The organism is Streptomyces sp. SYSU D01066-1 (assembly GCF_054956795.1).
Genome location: NZ_JBUDHV010000021.1, coordinates 1 through 19,854, shown reverse-complemented (window position 1 = coordinate 19,854; position 19,854 = coordinate 1). Strand labels below are relative to the sequence as shown.

At 75.8% G+C, this 19,854-nt stretch carries 16 protein-coding genes and 4 pseudogenes; 14 read left to right on the top strand and 6 right to left on the bottom strand.

Annotation, left to right across the window (positions count from 1 at the left end):
• Positions 1-13: 13 nt before the first annotated feature.
• The 3 genes from ACY1JF_RS19850 (at position 14) to ACY1JF_RS19840 (ending at position 1,312) form a co-directional block, all read left to right on the top strand.
• Positions 14-835: a helix-turn-helix domain-containing protein gene (locus tag ACY1JF_RS19850; protein ID WP_462706490.1), complete on the top strand. Its 822-nt coding sequence runs from the start codon at positions 14-16 to the stop codon at positions 833-835.
• On the top strand, positions 832-1,008 hold the full coding sequence (locus tag ACY1JF_RS19845) for a DUF397 domain-containing protein (RefSeq protein ID WP_462706489.1): 177 nt from the start codon (positions 832-834) through the stop codon (positions 1,006-1,008). The genes ACY1JF_RS19850 and ACY1JF_RS19845 overlap by 4 nt, the downstream gene beginning before the upstream one ends.
• Positions 1,009-1,171: 163 nt before the next feature.
• Positions 1,172-1,312, top strand: a complete 141-nt coding sequence (locus tag ACY1JF_RS19840) for a hypothetical protein (protein ID WP_462706488.1) — start codon at positions 1,172-1,174, stop codon at positions 1,310-1,312.
• 7 nt (positions 1,313-1,319) lie between these two features.
• Here ACY1JF_RS19840 and ACY1JF_RS19835 read toward each other — a convergent pair whose 3' ends face one another.
• Positions 1,320-2,846 carry a hypothetical protein gene (locus tag ACY1JF_RS19835; RefSeq protein ID WP_462706487.1) on the bottom strand — a complete coding sequence of 509 codons (1,527 nt, stop codon included), beginning with the start codon at positions 2,844-2,846 and terminating at the stop codon, positions 1,320-1,322.
• Positions 2,847-3,095: 249 nt separating this feature from the next.
• Between ACY1JF_RS19835 and ACY1JF_RS19830 the strand changes: the two genes are divergently transcribed.
• The 4 genes from ACY1JF_RS19830 (at position 3,096) to ACY1JF_RS19815 (ending at position 8,270) form a co-directional block, all read left to right on the top strand.
• Entirely contained in the window at positions 3,096-3,566 is a 471-nt protein-coding gene (locus tag ACY1JF_RS19830) for a GNAT family N-acetyltransferase (RefSeq protein WP_462706569.1), read from the top strand.
• Positions 3,567-3,714: 148 nt separating this feature from the next.
• The gene (locus tag ACY1JF_RS19825; protein WP_462706486.1) at positions 3,715-5,214 is read left to right on the top strand and encodes an ABC transporter substrate-binding protein; all 1,500 of its coding nucleotides are present in this window, start codon (positions 3,715-3,717) and stop codon (positions 5,212-5,214) included.
• A 36-nt stretch (positions 5,215-5,250) separates the two neighbouring features.
• Positions 5,251-7,017, top strand: coding sequence for an ABC transporter permease subunit (locus ACY1JF_RS19820; protein ID WP_462706568.1), 1,767 nt, complete (start codon positions 5,251-5,253; stop codon positions 7,015-7,017).
• A complete protein-coding gene (locus ACY1JF_RS19815) occupies positions 7,014-8,270 on the top strand; it encodes an MDR family MFS transporter (RefSeq protein ID WP_462706485.1) in 1,257 nt (418 codons plus the stop codon). Before ACY1JF_RS19820 ends, ACY1JF_RS19815 begins: the two co-directional genes overlap by 4 nt.
• On the opposite strand, the pseudogene ACY1JF_RS19810 reads toward ACY1JF_RS19815, so the two are convergent.
• A pseudogene (locus ACY1JF_RS19810) lies at positions 8,252-8,992 on the bottom strand (CDP-alcohol phosphatidyltransferase family protein); the annotation flags it as partial. The gene ACY1JF_RS19815 and the pseudogene ACY1JF_RS19810 sit on opposite strands and share 19 nt — an antisense overlap.
• A gap of 107 nt (positions 8,993-9,099) precedes the next feature.
• Between ACY1JF_RS19810 and ACY1JF_RS19805 the strand changes: the two are divergent.
• The 5 genes and pseudogenes from ACY1JF_RS19805 to ACY1JF_RS19785 all read left to right on the top strand — a co-directional run.
• Entirely contained in the window at positions 9,100-10,077 is a 978-nt protein-coding gene (locus ACY1JF_RS19805) for a zinc-dependent alcohol dehydrogenase (RefSeq protein WP_462706484.1), read from the top strand.
• A 99-nt stretch (positions 10,078-10,176) separates the two neighbouring features.
• The gene (locus tag ACY1JF_RS19800) at positions 10,177-10,575 is read left to right on the top strand and encodes a 6-pyruvoyl trahydropterin synthase family protein (RefSeq protein WP_462706483.1); all 399 of its coding nucleotides are present in this window, start codon (positions 10,177-10,179) and stop codon (positions 10,573-10,575) included.
• A 224-nt stretch (positions 10,576-10,799) separates the two neighbouring features.
• On the top strand, positions 10,800-11,942 hold the full coding sequence (locus tag ACY1JF_RS19795) for a glycosyltransferase family 4 protein (protein WP_462706567.1): 1,143 nt from the start codon (positions 10,800-10,802) through the stop codon (positions 11,940-11,942).
• Positions 11,870-12,781: an SAM-dependent methyltransferase gene (locus tag ACY1JF_RS19790; protein WP_462706566.1), complete on the top strand. Its 912-nt coding sequence runs from the start codon at positions 11,870-11,872 to the stop codon at positions 12,779-12,781. The genes ACY1JF_RS19795 and ACY1JF_RS19790 overlap by 73 nt, the downstream gene beginning before the upstream one ends.
• Positions 12,778-13,647 (top strand): annotated as a pseudogene (locus ACY1JF_RS19785) (lysylphosphatidylglycerol synthase transmembrane domain-containing protein); the annotation flags it as partial. The gene ACY1JF_RS19790 and the pseudogene ACY1JF_RS19785, both read left to right, overlap by 4 nt.
• Before the next feature lie 854 nt (positions 13,648-14,501).
• On the opposite strand, the pseudogene ACY1JF_RS19780 reads toward ACY1JF_RS19785, so the two are convergent.
• Positions 14,502-15,245: pseudogene (locus ACY1JF_RS19780) on the bottom strand (creatininase family protein); the annotation flags it as partial.
• A 53-nt stretch (positions 15,246-15,298) separates the two neighbouring features.
• Between ACY1JF_RS19780 and ribA the strand changes: the two are divergent.
• Entirely contained in the window at positions 15,299-15,967 is a 669-nt protein-coding gene (gene ribA / locus ACY1JF_RS19775) for a GTP cyclohydrolase II (RefSeq protein WP_462706482.1), read from the top strand.
• On the opposite strand, the gene ACY1JF_RS19770 is transcribed toward ribA, so the two are convergent.
• Positions 15,957-17,186, bottom strand: a complete 1,230-nt coding sequence (locus ACY1JF_RS19770; RefSeq protein WP_462706481.1) for a serine hydrolase domain-containing protein — start codon at positions 17,184-17,186, stop codon at positions 15,957-15,959. The two genes, ribA and ACY1JF_RS19770, sit on opposite strands and share 11 nt — an antisense overlap.
• Before the next feature lie 130 nt (positions 17,187-17,316).
• Between ACY1JF_RS19770 and ACY1JF_RS19765 the strand changes: the two genes are divergently transcribed.
• Entirely contained in the window at positions 17,317-17,760 is a 444-nt protein-coding gene (locus ACY1JF_RS19765; RefSeq protein ID WP_462706480.1) for a PPOX class F420-dependent oxidoreductase, read from the top strand.
• A gap of 235 nt (positions 17,761-17,995) precedes the next feature.
• Here the strand turns inward: ACY1JF_RS19765 and ACY1JF_RS19760 are convergent, their stop codons facing one another.
• Entirely contained in the window at positions 17,996-19,459 is a 1,464-nt protein-coding gene (locus ACY1JF_RS19760; protein ID WP_462706479.1) for a membrane-associated oxidoreductase, read from the bottom strand.
• A 283-nt stretch (positions 19,460-19,742) separates the two neighbouring features.
• Positions 19,743-19,854, bottom strand: a pseudogene (locus ACY1JF_RS19755) (6-phosphogluconate dehydrogenase); the annotation flags it as partial.

The window sequence follows — 19,854 nt, the reverse complement described above, 5'->3', positions numbered from 1 at the left end:
GGGGTCGGCGGTCATGGCGAACAGTGGGACGGTCGAGGCGTCCGACGGTCTCAAGGCTTTCGGCGCGGCGTTGAAGGCGTTCCGGCAACGGGCCCGGCTGACGCAGGAGCGGCTCGCGGAGATCATCGGTTACTCGCACGCCACCGTCGCCTCGGTCGAGCAGGGGCGGCGGCTGCCGACGCCCCCGTTCATCGACCGGGTGGAGGAGGCGCTGGACGCGTTCGGCGTGCTGCGGGCCATGGCCCGGCACATCGGACGGCAGCGGGGGCTGGCGGTCTGGTTCCGGGAGTGGGCCCAGTTGGAGGAGACCGCGGTCACCCTGTGCACCTACGAGTGCCGGGTCGTGCCGGGGCTGTTGCAGACGGAGGCGTACACCCGCGCGGTCATGCTCAACGTGCCGCCACCGCCCGGCGAGGAGCAGTTGGAGGAGCGGATCGCCGCGCGGCGGGCCCGGCAGGAACTGCTGCGGCGCACGCCGCCGATCGCGTTCAGCTTCATCGTCGAGGAGGCGGTGCTGCTGCGGCACATCGGAGGGGAGGAGGTCACCCGTGAGCTGATCGACCACCTCCTGGCCTGTACGGAGTTGTGGAACGTCGAGGTGCAGATCATGCCGCTGCGGCAGCCTCATCACGCGGGTACGGACGGGCCCATGCAGTTGTTGGAGACCCCTGAACGGCAGTGGCTCGGATACGCGGAGGGGCAGAAGACCGGGCAGCTCGTCACCGACCGGGAAGCGGTCAGTGTCATGCAGATGCGCTATGCGAAGATGCGTTCACAGGCCCTGTCCCCGGCGGATTCGGCCGAGGTGCTGCGACGGATGCGAGGAACGCCATGAGCGAGCTGAACTGGTTCAAGAGCAGCTACAGCGGGTCCGAGGGGGACAGTTGCGTGGAGATAGCGCACGCCTCCGGTGGCGTACGGGTCCGTGACTCCAAGGAGGCGGACGGGCCGTCGTTCGCCGTCACCTCCGCCGCGTGGGGCGACTTCGTCGGGTTCGTCGGCGACTGACGGGCTCCGGATCAGACCATCGGCGGGTTCAGACGGGTGAAACCTTCCTGGCGTCCGTAGGGGAAGTACGGGTACGGGGCCGGGCGGTGGCTCGCCGTGCCGGATTCCGTCGTTCAGGACGTCGGTGTCCGTCGGCGTGTCACTTCGCCCGCAGGGAGTCGCCGTGCACCGCGCCGACGCGCCGCGCATCGGAGAGTTCCCCGGGGCCGACAAGGAGGCCGGGCCCTACGACATCACGGCCGGGCCCGGCGGCGCGCTGTGGGTGGCCCTGGAGACAGGGGCGGTCGCGCGGGTGGTGCCGTAGCCGGTCCTCAGCGTTCGCGTACCCGGCGGACGGCGCCGAAGGCGAGGAGGGCCAGGGCGACGACCGAGGCGGCCCATCCGGCGCCGTCGTCCGGATCGGTGTCCGCCCACATGCTCGCGGCGAGCAGGGCGAAGAAGGCGCCCGCGGTCAGCGGGCCGGTGCCGGGCGGCAGGGGCGCCGCCGTACGCCGGCGTCTGCGCGGGATCCAGAGACGGAGGAGTTCCGCGGTGGCCGCCAGGGCGATGAGCCGTGTTCCGGCCCTGAACCACGCCGGTGCCGTGGCGTCCGGCTCGCCCACGCCCAGGAGCGCGGTGAGACCGAGGAAGACGATCGGGATCAGCCAGAGGAGGCTCGGACGGGGGTGCGGGCCGGGGGACGGGGTCTTCCGGTTCGCCCGGTCCTGCCGGTTCGCCTGGTTCTCCCGGTCCCGGTCCCGGTCCCGGTCCCGGTCCTGGTTCCGGTCCCGGTCCTGGTTCCGGTCCCGGTCCTGGTTCCGGTTCCGGTCCTTGTTCCGGTTTCGGTCCGTCAGGTTCTCCACCGGCGGAGCCGGCGTACCGGCGAGCGACCCCTCCGGTGCCGGTGTCGGCACCGGCGTCGGCACCGGGCGCAGGGCCCGTGTCTGTGCGCGCCGGAGGCGTCCGCCGATGCCGTCGTCGCCGTACCTCTCCCGGTGCGCCGTGAGCTGTGTCTGGAGGGCGCGCAGATGCTCGGCCATCGCGTCGAACTCCGCGCGCCGCTCGGCCGCCCGGTCCGCCGCCGCGCGGTGCCCGCCGGCCAGCCGGTCCAGCGTCGCGGCGTAGTCCTGTTCCGCCTCGGTGCGGGCGGCCTCGGCGGTGCGCGGCACCTGGGCGAGTTCCTCGCGCAGACGGGCGCGTCCGGCCTCGATGATCTCGGCGATGCGGTGCCGTTCGTCCGGCGGCAGGGTGTGGGGCGCCCGGGCCTCGGCGCGGGCCACGGCGGACTCGCGCCACGCCATGAGCGGCCGGCCGCGGTGCTCGCCGATGCCGTTGACGTGGACCCGGCCGCCCTGGGTGCGGTGGATGTACAGCACCTGGCCGCCCCGGCCGCCCGGCGCTTTGCCCCAGCTGACGCGGTCGAAGTCCGCGGCCGTCCGGATGCCGTGGGCGGCCAGGTCGCGGACCAGTCCGACGCCGATGCCGTTGATCTCGCGGGCGTCGAGGCGGGTGCCGCTGAGCGCGCGGGCGACGGACTCCCGGCGCAGTACCGCGAGGGCGCGCTGCTCCTGACTCTGCTGCTTGCCGTCGAGTCCGGCGAGCTGCCGGGTCAGGGAGCCTTCCTGGCGTGCCCGCCGGGCCTCGGCGCGGCGCAGTGTCTTGGCGTGCGCGGCGGCGGCGCGGTCCAGGTCGCGTTTCTCACGGTTGAGGCGACGCCGGTCGGCGATCTCGAAGGCGGGGCGCTTGCCGAGGAGGCGGCGCAGGGCGCGGACGGACTCGACGAGGTGGCGGCGCTCGGCGCGTACCTCGGCGGGGGAGGGGGCGGGGCCGTCCCGCCGGGTGGTGGTGCTGTGGATCAACGGGGTCTCTCAGCGGGTGGTGAGCCGGGAGCCGTGACCCCGGGCGGAGCGCGGGCTGCCCAGGGACTGCAGGGACGCGCACAGATCGACTCGAAGGCAGGTGAAAAGGTTGTACGTGGGGCCGGAACGGCCTTCAGGGGGCCACTGATCAGGGCCTACAGGTCTAATGCATATGATGCGCAAGTGCGCGAACACCACTACAGCATCCGTCCGGCGACCCCTGACGACCTCGACGCCGCCCGGGCCGTCATGCTCGACACCGTCTACCGCGACTTCGGCAGCGGGTACGTGCCCCGGTGGCACCGCGACATCATCGATCTGGACGGCGCCTATCTCACGCCCGCGCGGCACACGCTCGTCGTCGCCGTGGACGGGGCGGGCGAGGTCGTCGCGACCGGGGCCCTCGACAGCCGAGGCCCCGCGCACCCGCCGAACCCCGCGCACGTCGCCGAGAAGTACCCCTCGGGCGTGACGGCGCAGCTGCGGCGCGTCTACGTGCGGCCCGAGCACCGGCGGCGCGGGCTGGCGCGGCGGATCGTCGACGAACTGCTCGCCTTCGCCGCCGCCGACGGCGGGTACCGGGCCGTGTACCTGCACACCGACCCGGCCGTCACCGGCGCCGAGCCCTTCTGGCGGTCGTTCGCCAAGGTGGTACACGACGAGCGGGAGGACGCCGGCGGGGGACAGGGGATCGTGCACTTCGACGTGCCCATGCCGTGACCGTCCCATGCCGTGACCGTCCCATGCCGTGACCGTCCTGTGCCGTGGCCATGGGGTGACTGTGTTCCTGGAAATGGTTTTCACGTAGGCTTGGCCCCGCACCACCGCCACCCGTCCGACCTGCCCGAATCCGATCGAACCGAGGACCATGCGTTCCCACCGCCGCCTTCGGCTGCTCGCCCCCTTCCTGCTCCTTCCGCTGATAGCCGGCTGCTTCTCCTCGGGCGGCGGCTCGGACTCCGGGTCCGGCGACGGTGACGGCTCCCGGCTGCGGGTCGCGCTCGCCTTCCCGCCCGCCGAGAACTTCTCGCCCTACGGTGCCGACGCCACCCTCCTCAGCCGGCTCGGCGTCACCGAGGGACTGACCTCGCTGGACGCCAACGGCAGCGCGGCGCCCGCGCTCGCCGCGTCCTGGCAGCGGAAGAACAGCAGGACGTGGGAGTTCACGCTGCGGGAGGCCACCTTCCAGGACGGCACGGAGGTCACCCCGGCCGCCGTCGCCGGCTCCCTCGCGCACGCAGTCGAGGCGGAGCCCGCGCCGGCCGCCCTGTCCGGCGTCGGCCTCACCGCGAAGGCCGGCGGCGACCGGACGGTCACCGTCACCACCGACGAGCCCGACCCCGTGCTCCCGCTCCGGCTCTCCAGCCCCTCCCTCGCCATCCTCTCCGCGAAGGCGTACAAGGCGGGCGGCAAGGCCGACCCGGTCGGAACCGCCACCGGGCCCTTCGAGATCACCGAGGTGAACGGGACCACCTCCGCCGCCCTCGACCGGTTCGACGACTACTGGGGCGGCCGGGCGCAGGCGTCCGGCGTCGACGCCCGGTTCATCGCCGACGGCACCGCCCGCGCCAACGCCCTGCGCACGGGCGAACTGGACATCGCCGAGGCCGTGCCCGTCTCCCAGGCCGCCACCCTGGACAAGGGGACCCGCCGGGACACCGCCACCACCCGCACCACCAGCCTCCTGCTCAACGCCTCCTCCGGCCCGCTCGAGGACGCCGGACTGCGGGCCACCGCCCGCGCCGCGATCGACACCTCCGTCTTCGCCGAGGACGTGTACGAGGGGTACGGGGACGCCGCCGCCGGGATCTACGGGCCCGCCGTCACCTGGGCCGAGGGCAAGCGCCAGAAGCCGGTCGGGCGGGCCGCCGCGAAGAAGGCCGACGGGCAGACCATCACCCTCGCCACCTACGACAACCGGCCCGAACTGCCCGAGGTCGCCCAGGTGGTGAAGGAGCAGCTGGAGAAGGCCGGGTTCACGGTGAAGCTCACCGTGCGCGAGTACTCGCGGCTGGAGAGCGACGCCCTGGACGGGAAGTTCGACGCGTTCGTCCTCGCCCGCAACACCCTCCTCGACACCGGCGACCCGGTCTCCATCCTCGCCAGCGACTACACCTGCGACGGCGACTTCAACATCGCCCAGCTCTGCGACCAGGACGTGGACCAGGCGGTCACGAAGGCCGCGCGGGTCACCGACACCGACGAGCGGCGCGACGCCGCCATGGCCGCCGAGGCCCGCGTGCTCGGGACCGACGCGGTGGTACCGCTCGTCCACCAGCGGATCATCACCGGTGTCGCCGACGGCGTGCAGGGTGTCGTCCTCGACCCCTACGAGCGCACCCTCGTCGGCACGGGAACGCGGCGCTGAGCCGTGCGGCAGCAGGTGACCGCCGCCGCGTGGCGGATGCTGCTCGCGGCCGGACTGGTGTGCGGGATCGGGCTGCTGCCCTGGCTCACCCGCACCGACCCCGCGCTGACCGTCCTCAAGGCACGGTCGGCCGAGCGGGACCCCACCCCCGAGGTGCTGGCGGCCGTCCGCGAGCAGCTCGGGCTCGGTGACGGCCCGCTGCCGCTGCTCGGGAAGTGGCTCGGCGGACTGCTGCGCGGGGACGCCGGCCAGTCCTGGATCTCCGGGACCGACGTACTGCCCGGCGTGCTCCAGGCACTGGGCGTGTCGGTGCTGCTGATGGCGGTGGCGCTGGGCGTCGCCGTCCTCACCGCCGGCGCGGTCTGCGCCCGTACGCTCCGGCTGGGCGCGCGGCGGCGGCTGAGGGGCCGGCGCCCGCGCGGCACGGTCTCCGCGGTGCTCGCCGCGCTCCCCGAGTTCCTCCTCGCCTCCGTGCTCGCCACCGTCGTCGGCGTACAGCTCGGCTGGCTGCCCGCGCTGGGCTGGTACGGGCCGCAGTACACGCTGCTGCCCGCCCTCGCCCTCGGCCTGCCCGCCGGGGCGGTCCTCGGACGGCTCCTCGACGACCTGCTGCCCGGCGCCTTCGCCGAGCCGTGGGCGCTGGCCGCCGCCGCCCGGGGACTGACCGGCCGGCGCATCGCCCGGCAGGCCGTACGCCGCTGTGTGCCCGCGCTGCTGCCCAACTTCGGCCTGTTCGCCGTCGGCCTGACCGGCGGGGCCGTCGCCGTCGAGCAGATCTTCGACATCCCCGGCCTGGGCCGCACCACCCTCCAGGCCGCCCTCGCCCAGGACCTGCCCGTCCTCCAGGCCGGCACCCTCGCCCTGGTCGTGCTCGCCGCCCTCGCCGCCGGCGGCGCCCGGCTCGCCGCCCACCTGCTCACCGGGCCCGCCCTGCGCGACGACGCCCTGTCCACCCTGCACCGGCCCCGCCCGCCCGCCCGGGGTCTGCTGCCGCTGGGCCTGGCCGCCGCGCTGCTCGCCGTCGTCGCGCTCGGCCTGCCCCGCGACCCCCTCGCCGTCGAGACCGGCGCCCGGCTCAGCCCGCCCTCCCTCGCCCACCCCTTCGGCACCGACTCCCTCGGCCGCGACCTGCTCGCCCGGGTCGGCCACGGCGCCCTGTCCACCCTGCTGCTCGCCCTCACCATCAGCGCCGCCGCGCTGGTCGCGGGCGTCCTGCTCGGCCTCGTCCCCCGGTTCTCCGGGCCGCTGGTGGACACCGTCAACGCCGTCCCGCCGGTCCTGCTCGCCCTCCTCGTCACCGCCGTCGCCGGCAGCGGCGCCGCCACCCCCGCCCTCGCGGTGGCCGCCGTCGCCTGGGCCCCGCTGGCCGCGCACACCGCCGCCCTGCTCCAGCAGGAACGCGCCACCCCGCACATCCTGGCCACCCGGGGGATCGGCGCGGGCCGCTGGTACCTGCTGCGCCGCGAACTCCTGCCCGCCGTCCTGCCGCCCGTGCTCCGGCACGCCCTGATCCGGCTGCCCGGCGTCGCCCTCGCCCTCGCCTCGCTCGGCTTCCTCGGCCTCGGCGCCCAGCCGCCGTCCCCCGAGTGGGGCCTGCTGCTCTCCGAGAACCAGCCCTACGCCGAACGCGCCCCCTGGGCCGTCCTCGCCCCCGCTGTCGTCCTCGCCCTGCTCGGCGCGCTGGCGGTGAGCGCCGCCGGCGGAGTCCGCCTCCCCCGCCGGCGCCGAAGCCGTACGCACCGGACGGACACCCCGGAGGCCGGCACGCCGCGGACCGCCGGGGAACTGGTGGGGGCCAGGTGACCGCGGCCCCCGCCGACGCGCCGCGCACGGCCTGCGGCCGCACCCGGCTCTCCCCGCTCCTGCGCCTGCTCGTCCTCACCCAGCTCGCCTTCAACGTCGGGTTCTACGCCGTGCTGCCCTTCCTCGCCGAGCACCTCGGCCAGGGCATCGGCATGGCGGGGTGGCTGGTCGGGTTCGTGCTGGGACTGCGCACCTTCAGCCAGCAGGGGCTGTTCGTGGTCGGCGGGGCGCTCGCCGACCGGTACGGCATCCGGCCCGTCGTCCTCACCGGGTGCCTGCTGCGGATCGCCGGGTTCGCCTGGCTCGGGTACGCCGACGCCACCTGGTCCGTCGTCACGGCCGTCCTGCTCATCGGGTTCGCCGCCGCGCTGTTCTCGCCCGCCGTCGAGTCGGAGGTCGCCCGGCAGGCGGTGCTGTGGGAGGAGGAGAGCGGCGAGAACCGCACCCGGGTGCTCGCGCTGTTCACGGTCGCCGGACAGGCCGGCGCGTTCGTGGGACCGCTGCTCGGCGCACTGCTGCTCGGCGTCGACTTCCGCGCCGCCTGCCTGGCCGGCGCTGGGATCTTCGTCCTCGTCCTCGCCGGCCACGCCTGGCTGCTCCCGCAGCGCGTCCCCGGCCGGGCCCGCGTCCGCGCCGAGGGCGGCGCGCGGCTGCTGCTGCGCAACCGGCCCTTCCTGGCGCTGTGCTGCGCGTACGGCGCCTACCTCCTCGCCTACAACCAGTTCTACCTGGCCCTGCCCGCCGAGGTGGAGCGGGCGGCCGGCTCGCAGTCGCCGCTGGCCTGGCTGCTCGCGCTGTCCTCGCTGCTGGTGGTGACCGCCCAACTGCCCGTCACCCGGTGGTCGGGCCGGCGGCTGACCCCGCGCCGGTCCATGACGGCGGGGCTGGCGCTGGTCGCGGCCGGGTTCGCGGCGGTGGCGGCGGCCCGCCCCGCCGACTGGACCGGCACGGCCGGGCTGCTGCCCGCCGCCGCCTTCGTCGTCCTGCTCACCCTCGGCCAGATGCTGGTCGCGCCCGTCGCCCGGGCCTGGGTCCCCGACCTCGCGGAGGACGGCCGGCTCGGCCTGTACACGGGCGCGCTGTCCTCGGTCTCCGGCCTCGTCGTCCTGCTCGGCAGCTCCCTCACCGGCTGGCTGCTGGACAGCGGGCTGCCGGCACCGGTGCCGTGGCTGGTGCTGGCGGCGGTGCCGGTGGCGGCGGCGGTGCTGCTGCCCCGCCCGCGCGAGGCGGCCGGCTCCGGTACGGCCGCCTGAACCGCACCGGCCCGGGAGGTGCGCCGCAGCCAGAGCACGTCCCGGCCGAACGACCACACCAGCAGCCCCAGCGCCGTCAGCGCCAGTGCCGTGTCCACCAGGCGCGGGAGCAGTTGCGCGCCCGCCGCCAGCAGCAGGACGCCCTGCAGCGCGGCCACCGTCTTGCGGGCCCGGCTCGGCGGCAGCGGCGCCGACAGCCAGGGCCGTACCCGGGCGGCGGCGACGAAGACGTAGCGCATCGCCCCGATCAGCAGCACCCACGGACCCAGCCGGACGGACACGTACACGCTGAGGACCAGGATCAGGAACGCGTCCACCTCCATGTCGAAGCGGGCGCCCAGCGGGGTACAGGTGCCGGTGCGGCGGGCGACGTGGCCGTCGACGCCGTCCAGGAGCAGCGCCACGGCGGTCAGGCCGACCAGGAGGGAGACGGGCGGCGCGGTGCGGAAGGAGTCCGCGACCAGGGCCGTGACGGCCCCGACCAGGCTGGCCCGGCCGAGGGTGATCCGGTTGGCCGGGCCGAAGGCCGGCGGCCGGGCGCGGCGCAGCGCCCGGGAGAGCACCGCCCAGGTGGCGCACGCGAAGACGAGCCCGGTCAGCCAGCCGGCCGGACCCATGCCGTGCGCCGCGCCGAGCAGCGCCAGCAACAGGACCTGCGCGCCCGCGCCGGCGGCGGTCTCCCACCGCACGGGACGGGCGTCGTACATGTCGTTCAGGGCCACCGAACATCCTCCGGCCGTGTGACAGAGTCGATCAGCGCCGCCACCCACCGGGCGGCCTGTGCCCCCTCGTTACGTGGGCCGTCCGCCGACCGTTCAGGAGGAACCCGATGACGCGCACCGCCGCCGCCTTCTGGCTCGACTCGCCGGGGCAGGGCGTGATCCGCCCGGTGGAACTGCCCGTTCCCGGCCCCGGGGAGGTGCTGGTGCGCACGCTCTTCAGCGGGGTCAGCCGGGGCACCGAGACCCTCGTGTTCCGCGGCCGGGTGCCCGCCGGCCAGTACGCGGCGATGCGGGCGCCGTTCCAGGAGGGCGACTTCCCGGGCCCGGTGAAGTACGGCTACCTCAGCGTCGGGGTGGTGGAGGAGGGCCCCGCCGCCCTCGTCGGCCGCACCGTCTTCTGCCTGTACCCGCACCAGACCCGCTACGTGGTCCCGGCCGCCGCCGTGACCGAGGTGCCGTCGTCCGTGCCCGCCGGGCGGGCCGTGCTCGCCGGGACCGTGGAGACCGCTGTCAACGCGCTGTGGGACGCGGCCCCGCTGATCGGTGACCGGATCGCCGTGGTCGGCGGCGGCATGGTCGGCTGCTCGGTGGCCGCGCTGCTGGCCCGGTTCCCCGGCGTGGACGTCCAGCTGGTCGACGCCGACCCGGCCCGGGCGCAGGTGGCCGCCGCGCTCGGCGCCGGTTTCGCCACCCCCGACGCGGCCCTCGGCGACCGCGACCTCGTGGTGCACGCCAGCGCGACCGAGGCGGGCCTGGCCCGCTCGCTCGAACTGCTGCGGCCCGAGGGGACGGTGCTCGAACTGAGCTGGTACGGCGACCGGAGCGTCGCCCTGCCGCTCGGCGCGGCCTTCCACTCCCGCCGCCTGACCGTGCGCGGCAGCCAGGTCGGCACCGTCTCCCCGGCCCGGTCCAGCAGCCGCACCCACGCCGACCGGCTCGCCCTCGCCCTGGACCTGCTCGCCGACCCGGCGCTGGACGCCCTCGTCACCGGCGAGTGCGCCTTCGGGGAACTGCCGGACGTCCTGCCGCGTCTGGCCACCGGAGAACTGCCCGCGCTGTGCCACCGGGTGCGGTACGACCACTGAACGCGAGCAGCGGACGGGCCGTACTACCAAACGCACCGCACCCGGAGAGCGAGCCCGCAGAACGCGCCGGGAGACGTACCACACCTGGAGGGTCGTCCGTTGTTCAGCATCACCGTCCGCGATCACATCATGGTCGCCCACAGCTTCCGCGGCGAGGTCTTCGGCCCCGCGCAGCGCCTGCACGGAGCGACGTTCCTGGTGGACGCCACGTTCCGGCGCGAGCAGCTGGACGCGGACAACATCGTCGTCGACATCGGGCTGGCCACACGGGAGTTGGGCGCGGTCGTCGCCGAGCTGAACTACCGCAACCTCGACAACGAACCCGACTTCGCCGGGATCAACACCTCGACCGAGTTCCTGGCCAAGGTCATCGCCGACCGGCTCGCCGACCGCGTCCACCGGGGCGCGCTCGGCGAGGGCGCCAGGGGCCTGGCCGGCCTCACCGTCACGCTGCACGAGTCCCATGTGGCGTGGGCGAGTTACGAGCGTGCGCTGTGACCGGGGCGACCGCCGCCGAGCGGGGCGGCGCGACCGCCGCCGAAGGGTGCGGTACGGCCATCGCTGAGGGGGGCGGTACGACCGCCGTCGGGCAGGCCGGTACGGCCGTCGCCGAGCGGGCCGGCGTGACCGCCGCCGAGCGGGCCGGCACGGCCGCCGCCGAGCGCGCGGACGCGGCAGCCGGGCGGGCCGGTGCCGCCACCGCGCGGGCGCGGCTCGCCCGTGTGCCCGCGCAGCGTTCCCTCCCGAGGAACGGGGAGACCGCCCCCATGTCCCTGCGCTCCGTCCACTTCGTCCTGCCCGGCGGGGTCGACGACCCCGCCGCGCCCAGCGGCGGCAACGCCTACGACCGGCGGATCGGACTGGACCTGCCCGGCTTCGGCTGGCGGGTGCGGCCGATCGCCGTGGACGGCGACTGGCCCCGGCCCGGCCCGGACGCCCGCGCCGAACTCGCCCGCGCGCTGCGCCGGTTGCCGGACGGCGCCGTGGTCCTGCTGGACGGGCTGGTCGCCTGCGGCGTCCCGGAGATCGTCGTCCCCGAGGCCGCACGGCTGCGGACGGCCGTCCTCGTCCACCTCCCGCTCGCCGACGAGACGGGCCGCGAGCCGTCCGTCGCCGCGGAGCTCGACGCCCGCGAGGGGGCCGTACTGCGGGCGGTGTCCGCCACCGTCGCCACCAGCGGCTGGGCGGTCCGCCGCCTGGTCGCCCACCACGGCCTCGACCCCGGCCGCGTCCACCTCGCCGCCCCCGGCGCCGACATCGCGCCGCCGGCCCCCGGCACCGACGGAGCCTCCCGGCTGCTGTGCGTCGCCGCCGTCACCCCGCGCAAGGGCCAGCACCGGCTGGTGGAGGCCCTCGCGGAGGTGGCCGACCTGCCGTGGAGCTGCGCGTGCGTCGGCCCACTCGGCCAGGACCCGTCCTACACCCGCCGGCTGCGGGAGCTGATCGGCGGGTACGGGCTGGACGGGCGGATCGAGCTGACGGGACCGAAGACCGGCGCCGGCCTCGACGCCGCCTACGCCACCGCCGACCTCATGGTGCTCGCCTCCCGCGCCGAGACCTACGGCATGGCGGTGACGGAGGCGCTCGCGCGCGGTGTCCCGGTGCTGGCCACGGACGTCGGCGGACTCCCGGAGGCGGTCGGCCGCGCCCCCGGCGGTCCGGTGCCCGGAATCCTCGTCCCGCCGGACGACCCCGGCGCCCTCGCCGCCGCGCTGCGCGGCTGGTTCACCGAGCCGGACCTGCGCCGCCGCCTGAGGTCGGCCGCCCGCGCCCGCCGTACGTCCCTCAACGGCTGGGCGTCGACCGCCCAGTGCCTGGCGGCCGTACTGGGACGGCTGCCCGCCCTGTCCGGGGAGCCGGCGTGAGGCGGGCCGAGCCGGCGGCCGAGGCGGTCCGCTATCCCCCCGAGTGGCTGCGGCTGCGCGAACCCGCCGACGCCGCCGCGCGCGCCCGGGACCTGCTCGAACCGCTCCGGGCCACGCGGCCGGCCGGTCTGCCGGCCATCCACGACGTGGGCTGCGGCACCGGCTCGATGGGCCGCTGGCTCGCCCCGCTGCTCGACGGCCCCCAGCACTGGACCCTGCACGACCGCGACCCCTACCTCCTGCACTTCGCCGCCGCCGACCCCCCGCGCGCCGCCGCCGACGGCAGCCCGGTCACGGTCGAGACCCGGCGCGGCGACGTCGGCCGCCTCACCCCCGACGCCCTGCGCGGGGCCTGGCTGGTCACCGCCTCCGCGCTCCTCGACGTCCTCACCGCCGACGAGGTCACCGCCCTCGCCGCCGCCTGCGCCGGAGCCGGCTGCGCGGCGCTGCTCACCCTCTCCGTCGCCGGACGCGTGGAACTCGCCCCCGCCCACCCCCTGGACGCCCAGATCGCCGCGGCCTTCGACGACCACCAGCGGCGCGGCGGCCTGCTCGGTCCGGACGCGGTGGCGGTGACGGCGGACGCCTTCGCCGCGCACGGCGCCGCGGTCCGCGTACGGCCCAGCCCCTGGCGGCTGGGCCCCGGCGACGCCGCGCTCACCGAGCGGTGGCTGCGCGGCTGGGTCGGCGCGGCCGTGGAACAGCGGCCCGCGCTGCGCGGGCCCGCCGCACCGTACCTGGACGAGCGCCTGGCGGCCTGCCGCGCCGGGGAGCTGCGCGTGACCGTCCACCACGACGACCTGCTGGCGCTGGGCCGGCCGGCGGGCGGTGACACATGAGCGCGGCCACCGGACGGCTCCGCCGCCACCTGGGCACCCTCGCCGGTGCCGCCGTCCTCGCGGCCCTGCTGTGGCGGACGGGCGGGGGCCCCTTCCTGGACGGGCTGCGCCGGATCGACGGACCGGCGCTGCTGGCGGCGCTCGGCCTCGGGCTGGTCACCACCGTGTGCAGCGCGTGGCGCTGGACACTGGTCGCCCGCGGCCTGCGGATCGCCCTGCCGCTGGGCCCGGCCGTCGCCGCGTACTACCGTTCCCTCTTCCTCAACGCAGCGCTGCCCGGCGGGGTCCTCGGCGATGTCCACCGGGCGGTACGGCACGGGCGCGGCGCCGGCGACCTGGGCCGGGGCGTGCGGGCGGTCGTCCTCGAACGGGCCGCCGGGCAGGTGGCGCTGGCCGTCGTCGGGGCGGTGGTGCTGGTGACGATGGAGTCGCCGGTGCGGGACGAGGCCCGGCACCTGGCACCGCTCGTCGCCCTGGCGGCGCTGGGCGCGCTCGCGGTCCTCGCCGCCCTCCGCATGGACCGGCGGCCGGCCCGCCGCGCCACGCGAGTGTCCCGGAAGGGCTGGCCCGGCATCGCCCTGTCGTCGGCGGTCGTCCTGGCCGGGCACCTGGCGCTGTTCGTGCTCGCGGCCCGGGTCGCCGGCGGTTCCGCGTCCGTCGCCGTGCTGATGCCGCTGGCCGTCCTGGCGCTGCTCGCCATGAGCCTGCCGCTCAACGTCGGCGGCTGGGGGCCCCGGGAGGGCGTCACCGCCTGGTCGTTCGGCGCGGCCGGTCTCGGCGCGGACCGCGGGCTCGGTGTCGCGGTGGTGTACGGGGTGCTCGTCCTGGTGGCGAGCCTGCCGGGCGCGGGGGTCCTGGCGGCCCGGGGGCGGTCCGTCCCGGGGCGGCGGGCTGTGGTCGCCGTCCGCGGCTGGTCCGCCGCCCGGGGGCGGGCTGCTGTGGTCGCCGTCCGCGGGCGGCTCGTCTCCCGGTGGCGTCCCTCGGCCGCCGTCCGCGGGCTGCCGGTCTCCTGGCCGCGTTCCGGTCCCGCCGCCCGGCAGGTGCCCGCCGGGCACGGCCCGGTGCCCGCCCGAACCGGGACCGTCCCCGGCCTCCCCGTGTCCGTGCGCGGGCTGCCGACGGCCGCGAGGGCGCCCGGTACGGCTTCGGGGGCCGGGCCGCGCCCCGTCCGAAGCGGGGCGGCGGCATCGACCAGGTGCGGAGTGTCACCGGCTGCCGTGCCGCGACCCGTCCGGCACGCACCTGGGGTGCCGCCCCCGCCGGGCACGGCCCCGGTCGCCGCGTCCCGGCCCGTCCGGAGACGGCCGACCGTGCCGCTCCCGGGTCACCCGCGTCCGGCGTCGACCCCGTCACCGGCCGGCCCGGGGCCACCACCGGCCGTATGGCCACCACCGGTCGCACGGCCCGTGTCGGTCGCACGGCTCGTGTCGGTCGCACGGCCCGTGTCGGTCGCACGGCTCGTGTCGGTCGCACGGCTCGTGTCGGTCACATGGCTCGTGTCGGTCACACGGTCCGCGTCGAGGGCGTGGTCTCCGCCCGGCCCCGGCTCGGTCCCCGGTCCCGGCGCAGACCCTGGTCCCGGCTCGGACCCCGGCCCTGGCTCGGACCCCGGCCCCGGCCGCAGGCCCCCGCCCCCGCCCGTGCTCCGGCCCCCCGCCCCGACCGCCCGGCCACCGTCCCCCGCCGTCCCCGCCGCCGGTACTCCGGCACCCCCCGCCCCCGTCATCACCGAGAAGTACGCCCCGAAGGACTCCGTGAGGCTCGCCAGCAGCACCTCGCCCTTCTTTGCCGAAGCCAGCGAAGGACGGCCGATGACACCGGAGTCCGTATAGGCGGCCATACCGAGGGAGAGCAGATGACGCCGGTCGTCCGCGACGAAGTCGGCGGTCTCGTAACCGGGCCGGACGTACTCCGGATGGGCGTGCAGCAGTATGGACGTCTCGATCTCCCCGGCGTGCATGTCGGTGAGCAGCGAGGTCGCCACGCCCGCCCGCAGCCGCGCCGCCTCCCAGTCCTCCGGGGCCGGGTACAGCGCCATCCGCTCACCGCGCGCGGTGGCCTCCTGGACGACGTTGCCCAGGACGTAGTTCCCGCCGTGCCCGTTGACCACCACCAGGGCTTCCACGCCCGACCGGCGCAGCGACGCCGCGATGTCCCGCACCACCGCGTGCAGGGTCACGGCGGAGATGCTGACGGTCCCGGGCCACGCCGCGTGCTCGTGCGAACAGGAGACCGTCACCGGGGGCAGCGGGTGCACCGGGTACGCCGCGGCCAGCCCGGCGGCGACGGCACAGGCCACCAGCGTGTCGGTGGCCAGCGGCAGATACCGGCCGTGCTGCTCGTAGCTCCCCACCGGCAGCACCGCCACCTGCCGCGCGCCGCCGGCCGCCCGGGCCCGCACGTCCTGCGTGGTGTCCGCCGGGACCGCGCCCCGCGCCCCCGCCCGCACCCCTGAACCACCCATGTCCGCAAGGCCCTTCGTCTCAGCTCGTGACACCGTTGAGGAACCCCGGAATGATGACAGAACCACATGGCGTACCAGGCGAGAAGACAGCGCACCGCACGGACGTGGAGCGCGTGACGGCCGTCCCGCTGCCCACGGTGTACGGGACCTTCCTCGCCGTCGGCTACCTCGACCACCAGCGCGGCGACGAGCAAGTGGCCCTGGTGCACGGGGACATCGGCACCGAGGACGTCCTCACCCGGCTGCACTCGGAGTGCCTCACCGGTGACGCCTTCGGTTCCCGGCACTGCGAGTGCGGCGACCAGCTCGCCTCCGCGCTGCGTGCCGTGGCCGCCGAGGGCGCCGGCGTCGTCGTCTACCTGCGCGGGCACGAGGGCCGCGGCATCGGTCTGCTCGCCAAGCTGCGCGCGATGGCCCTCCAGGCGGAGGGCCTGGACACGGTGGAGGCCAATCTCGCGCTGGGACTCCCGGTGGACGCCCGGGACTACGGGGCCGCCGCCCGCATCCTCGACGACCTGGGCGTCCGCTCGGTCCGCCTGATGTCCAACAACCCCCGCAAACGGGAGGCGCTGACCCGGCACGGCATCCGGGTCGCCGAGCAGGTGCCGCTGCTGATACCCCCGTGCGAGAGCAACATCACCTACCTGCGCACCAAACGGGAGCGCCTGGACCACCACCTGCCGCACCTGGACGCCGCGGCCCCGGTGCCGGTCAGTCCGTGAGCGCCTCGTGCACCAGCCGCTTCAGGTCCCGGAACACCGTGTGCGAGGACCTGGGCCGCACCTGGGTCAGGAACTGCACCGTCAGGTCCCGGCCCGGGTCCACCCAGAACGTCGTCGTCGCCACCCCGCTCCAGCCGTACGTCCCCGGCCCCGAGGGCGCCTGGGTGCGGGCGGGGTCGGTCACCACGGAGACGCCGAGGCCGAAGCCGACGCCGTCGTTGCCGGGCTCGTCGTGCGCCGGACGGCTGCCGAAGGCGCGCAGGTCGGCGCCGCCGGGCAGGTGGTTGCGGGTCATCAGGTCCACGGTCGCCGGGGCGAGCAGCCGTACGCCGTCGAGTTCACCGCGGCGCCGCAGCAGCTCCGTGAAGCGGTGGATGTCGTACGCGGAGGCCACCATGCCGCCGCTGCCGGACAGGAACCGCGGCCGGCCCCGCAGCGGCAGCCCGGGGACGGGTTCGATACCGCCGTCCTCCTTCTCGCCGTACAACTCGGCGAGCCGCGTCGCCTGTTCGTCGGTGACCTCGAAGCCGGCGTCCGGCATGCCGAGCGGGCCGAAGATCCGTTCGGCGCAGAAGACGTCCAGCGGCCGGCCGCTCACCACCTCCACCAGCCGCCCGAGGACGTTGCTGGCGACGGAGTAGTTCCACTGGGTGCCCGGTTCGAACTGGAGCGGCAGGCTCGCGTACAGGTCGACCGTCTCGGCCAGGTCCGCGCCGGGCGGCACCGACGACTCCAGTCCCGCCGCCCGGTACAGCGCGTCCACGGGGTGGGCGTGGTAGAAGGCGAAGGTCAGACCCGCGGTGTGGGTCATCAGATGCCGGACCAGCACCGGCCCGGCGGCCGGGCGGGTGGTGACGTCGGGCGCCTCGCCGCTCACGTACACCCGCGGCTCGGCGAACGCCGGCAGGTACCGGGCCACCGGGTCGTCCAGCGACAGCAGGCCCTCCTCGGCCAGCATCAGCACGGCGACCGCGGTGACCGGCTTGGTCATGGAGTAGATCCGGAACAGGGTGTCGGCCTCCACGGGCAGCCCGGCCGCCACGTCCCGCCTGCCGTACGCCGTGAGATGGGCGACGCGTCCGCCGCGGGCGACGGCCACCAGGAAGCCCGGCAGCCGGCCCGCGTCGACCTCCCGGGCGAAGTGCCCGTCCAGCCGTTCCAGCGCCTTCCCGTCCAGCCCGGCCCCGTCCGGGCCGGTCTCCTGCCGCAGCCGTGCCATCGTCGTCCTCCCGTCGTGCTCGTCACTCGCCGAGGTGCGTCCGGTCTACCCTCCCCGGACCGCCTCAGACCTGGGGGCCGCGGGGAGCCCCCGGGGGAACACATCGGCGTGCCGACCCGTTCACCCGGGCATGACCGATGACGACGCCACGCGGGACGCGCTGCTGAAGCTGTTCGCCGAGGGACACGCCGGAGTGCTGGTCACCCTCAAACGGGACGGACGGCCCCAGCTGTCGAACGTCAGCCACGCCTACGACCCCGCCGGCCGCACGATCCGCGTGTCGGTCACCGACGACCGGGCCAAGACCCGCAACCTGCGCCGCGACCCCCGCGCCTCCTACCACGTGACGACCGGTGACCGGTGGGCCTACGCGGTCGCCGAGGGCACCGCCGACCTGTCCCCGGTCGCCGCCGACCCGCACGACGACACGGTCGAGGAACTCGTCCGCCTCTACCGCGACGTCCTGGGCGAACACCCCGACTGGGACGACTACCGCGCCGCGATGGTCCGCGACCGGCGGCTGGTGGTACGGCTGCGGGTGGAGCGGGTGTACGGCGTGCCGCGCCGGGACTGACCGGGCGGTCCCCCAGCCGGCCGGAACCGGCGGGGACCGGCACGGCACGACGGGGCCGCCCGGCCGCCGGCCGGGACCGTCCGCCCGGCCGCCGCCGGGTGCGTCCGGTCGCCCGCACCGCCCGCACGCGCACGGTGGCCGGGTCCGCGTCGGACTCCAGCGGGACGAGGGCTGCCGCGGACACGGCGCCCCGGACGCGGCCGTCCCCCCGGCCGCGCGGCACACCGCCCGGGGATCACTGGCGGCTGACGGCGCGGGTCACGCCCGCGATCACCGTCGAGGCGAGGACCCAGCCCAGCAGAATGAGCAGGTGGGCGAGCCACTGGTACCAGCCGCGCGGGGCGAACGCCGTCTCCTGCCCGAAGGAGATGACCGGCAGCAGCAGGTCGAGGGTGTAGAACACCGGGTTGAACTCCGGCGCCTCGTCCGGCTTGAGCGCCTCGGGGTGGTGCAGCCCGTAGGCGAGGGAGCCGGCCGCGAGCAGCGACAGCAGCCAGCCGCCGGCCCGCAGCGGGCGGAAGCCGTAGCCGACGGCGACGTCCTGCAGGTGGCCCCACAGACGGCCGTGCCAGCGCAGGGTGCGACGGTGCCGGCGGAGTTTGGCCAGTTGCACGAGCCGGGCCGCGTCGTCGTCGCCGATGCGGCGGTAGGCGGCCGTCAACTGCTCGTAGGAGTAGGGGACGTAGCCGTCACCGTCGCGTTCCAGCATGGCCAGGCGGCGCGGGGCCGGATGGTGGGGGACGAGCGCCGTGTAGGTGAGGTCGTTCAGGTACACCTCGTCCGGCACCGCCGCCGGGTCGAGACTGAGGCTGTCCACCCGGGCCCGGCGCAGCCGGAGCGCGCCCTCCACCCGGGCCCCGCCGAACAGCCACAGCTCCCCGACGGCGCAACTGCTGACCCGCAGCGCGGTGCCGCCGGGCCGGGACAGGCTCGTGTGGGCCAGATCGAGGGTGCCGGGGACCCGGCAGCCCCGGAAGTCGACGGTGCCCAGGGCCCGCAGGCACCCGGCCGACACGTTCGCCCCGACGACGAGGTACTGCGCCTCCAGGGCCGTGCCGCCGGGGTTTTCCAGAACGGCGTCCCTGAGGTTGACCACACCGGCGACCGAGGCGCCGGAGAGTCGCACCGGCCCGCGCGCCCGCAGCCCCGGCGCCCACAGATCGGCACCGAGAACGGCCTGGTTGAGCTGGAGCACCGGCCCTTCGGCGTCCGGCGCGTCGATCTCCACGCTCTCCATGTACAGGCTCCCGGCGATCTCCGCACCGGCCAGCCGCACCATGCCGTGGACCCGGGCCCGGGTCATCCGCAGCACGCCGTCCACCCGTACGGCGTGCGATATCAGGCCGGGCAGCACGGACTCGCTGAGGTTCAGCTCGCGCAACCGACCGCCGTAGAACCGGGGTGTCTCCTCGAAGTGGCAGCGCCGTAGTCGCACCGGGTGGTCGACGGTGGCGTACTGGAGGTCGAGGCCGCCGGTGATCCGCGCGCCCGCGAGGCTGAGCGAGGGGATCTCGCCGTCCTCCTGGGGGCCGTCCAGCAGCAGGGCGCGCAGTACGGTGGCGCGGACGGTCCGCTCCGGTCCCCAGGCCGCGCCGCCGACGGGGTCGTCGTCGGGAGCGGTGTGGAAGTCGACGTACTCGCCCCGGGCGAAGGCCCGCCACACCCGCGCCTCGGCCGTCGTCAGATCGTTGATCTCCATCGGAGGGGACTCTGACGCCGCTGACGGAGACTGTCAACCAGCCCCCGGCAGCGGAAGGTTCACGGCCGCGCGTTCCACTCCGCGATCACCGGCCGGCCGTGCTCGGTCACCCGCTCAGCGGCCCGGTCACCGGCTGGAACAGCCGTCCCCCGGCCCGCTCCTCACCGTGCGGGCGAGGAGCAGGCCGGGGTGCTGTCCCGGCGGGTTCCGCTCCGTCTCCCCGACGGGGGAACCCCGGCGCCCTCGGCAGGGGGAGGGAGGACGAGCAGCGGTTCCCCCAGGGCTACTTCGAGGACTCGACGGCGTGGCCGCCGAACTGGTTGCGCAGCGCGGCGATCATCTTCATCTGCGGGGAGTCGTCCTGGCGGGAGGAGAACCGGGCGAACAGGGAGGCG

Excerpts from the sequence above, each read along its gene's own strand:
- ACY1JF_RS19820 (WP_462706568.1), top strand. The coding sequence starts at position 5,251 with ATGCTGCTCGCGGCCGGACTGGTGTGCGGGATCGGGCTGCTGCCCTGG.
- ACY1JF_RS19770 (WP_462706481.1), bottom strand. The coding sequence starts at position 17,186 with ATGGCACGGCTGCGGCAGGAGACCGGCCCGGACGGGGCCGGGCTGGAC.
- ACY1JF_RS19760 (WP_462706479.1), bottom strand. The coding sequence starts at position 19,459 with ATGGAGATCAACGATCTGACGACGGCCGAGGCGCGGGTGTGGCGGGCC.
- ACY1JF_RS19805 (WP_462706484.1), top strand. The coding sequence starts at position 9,100 with ATGACGCGCACCGCCGCCGCCTTCTGGCTCGACTCGCCGGGGCAGGGC.
- ACY1JF_RS19850 (WP_462706490.1), top strand. The coding sequence starts at position 14 with ATGGCGAACAGTGGGACGGTCGAGGCGTCCGACGGTCTCAAGGCTTTC.
- ACY1JF_RS19845 (WP_462706489.1), top strand. The coding sequence starts at position 832 with ATGAGCGAGCTGAACTGGTTCAAGAGCAGCTACAGCGGGTCCGAGGGG.
- ACY1JF_RS19830 (WP_462706569.1), top strand. The coding sequence starts at position 3,096 with ATGCTCGACACCGTCTACCGCGACTTCGGCAGCGGGTACGTGCCCCGG.
- ribA (WP_462706482.1), top strand. The coding sequence starts at position 15,299 with ATGACAGAACCACATGGCGTACCAGGCGAGAAGACAGCGCACCGCACG.
- ACY1JF_RS19765 (WP_462706480.1), top strand. The coding sequence starts at position 17,317 with ATGACCGATGACGACGCCACGCGGGACGCGCTGCTGAAGCTGTTCGCC.
- ACY1JF_RS19825 (WP_462706486.1), top strand. The coding sequence starts at position 3,715 with ATGCGTTCCCACCGCCGCCTTCGGCTGCTCGCCCCCTTCCTGCTCCTT.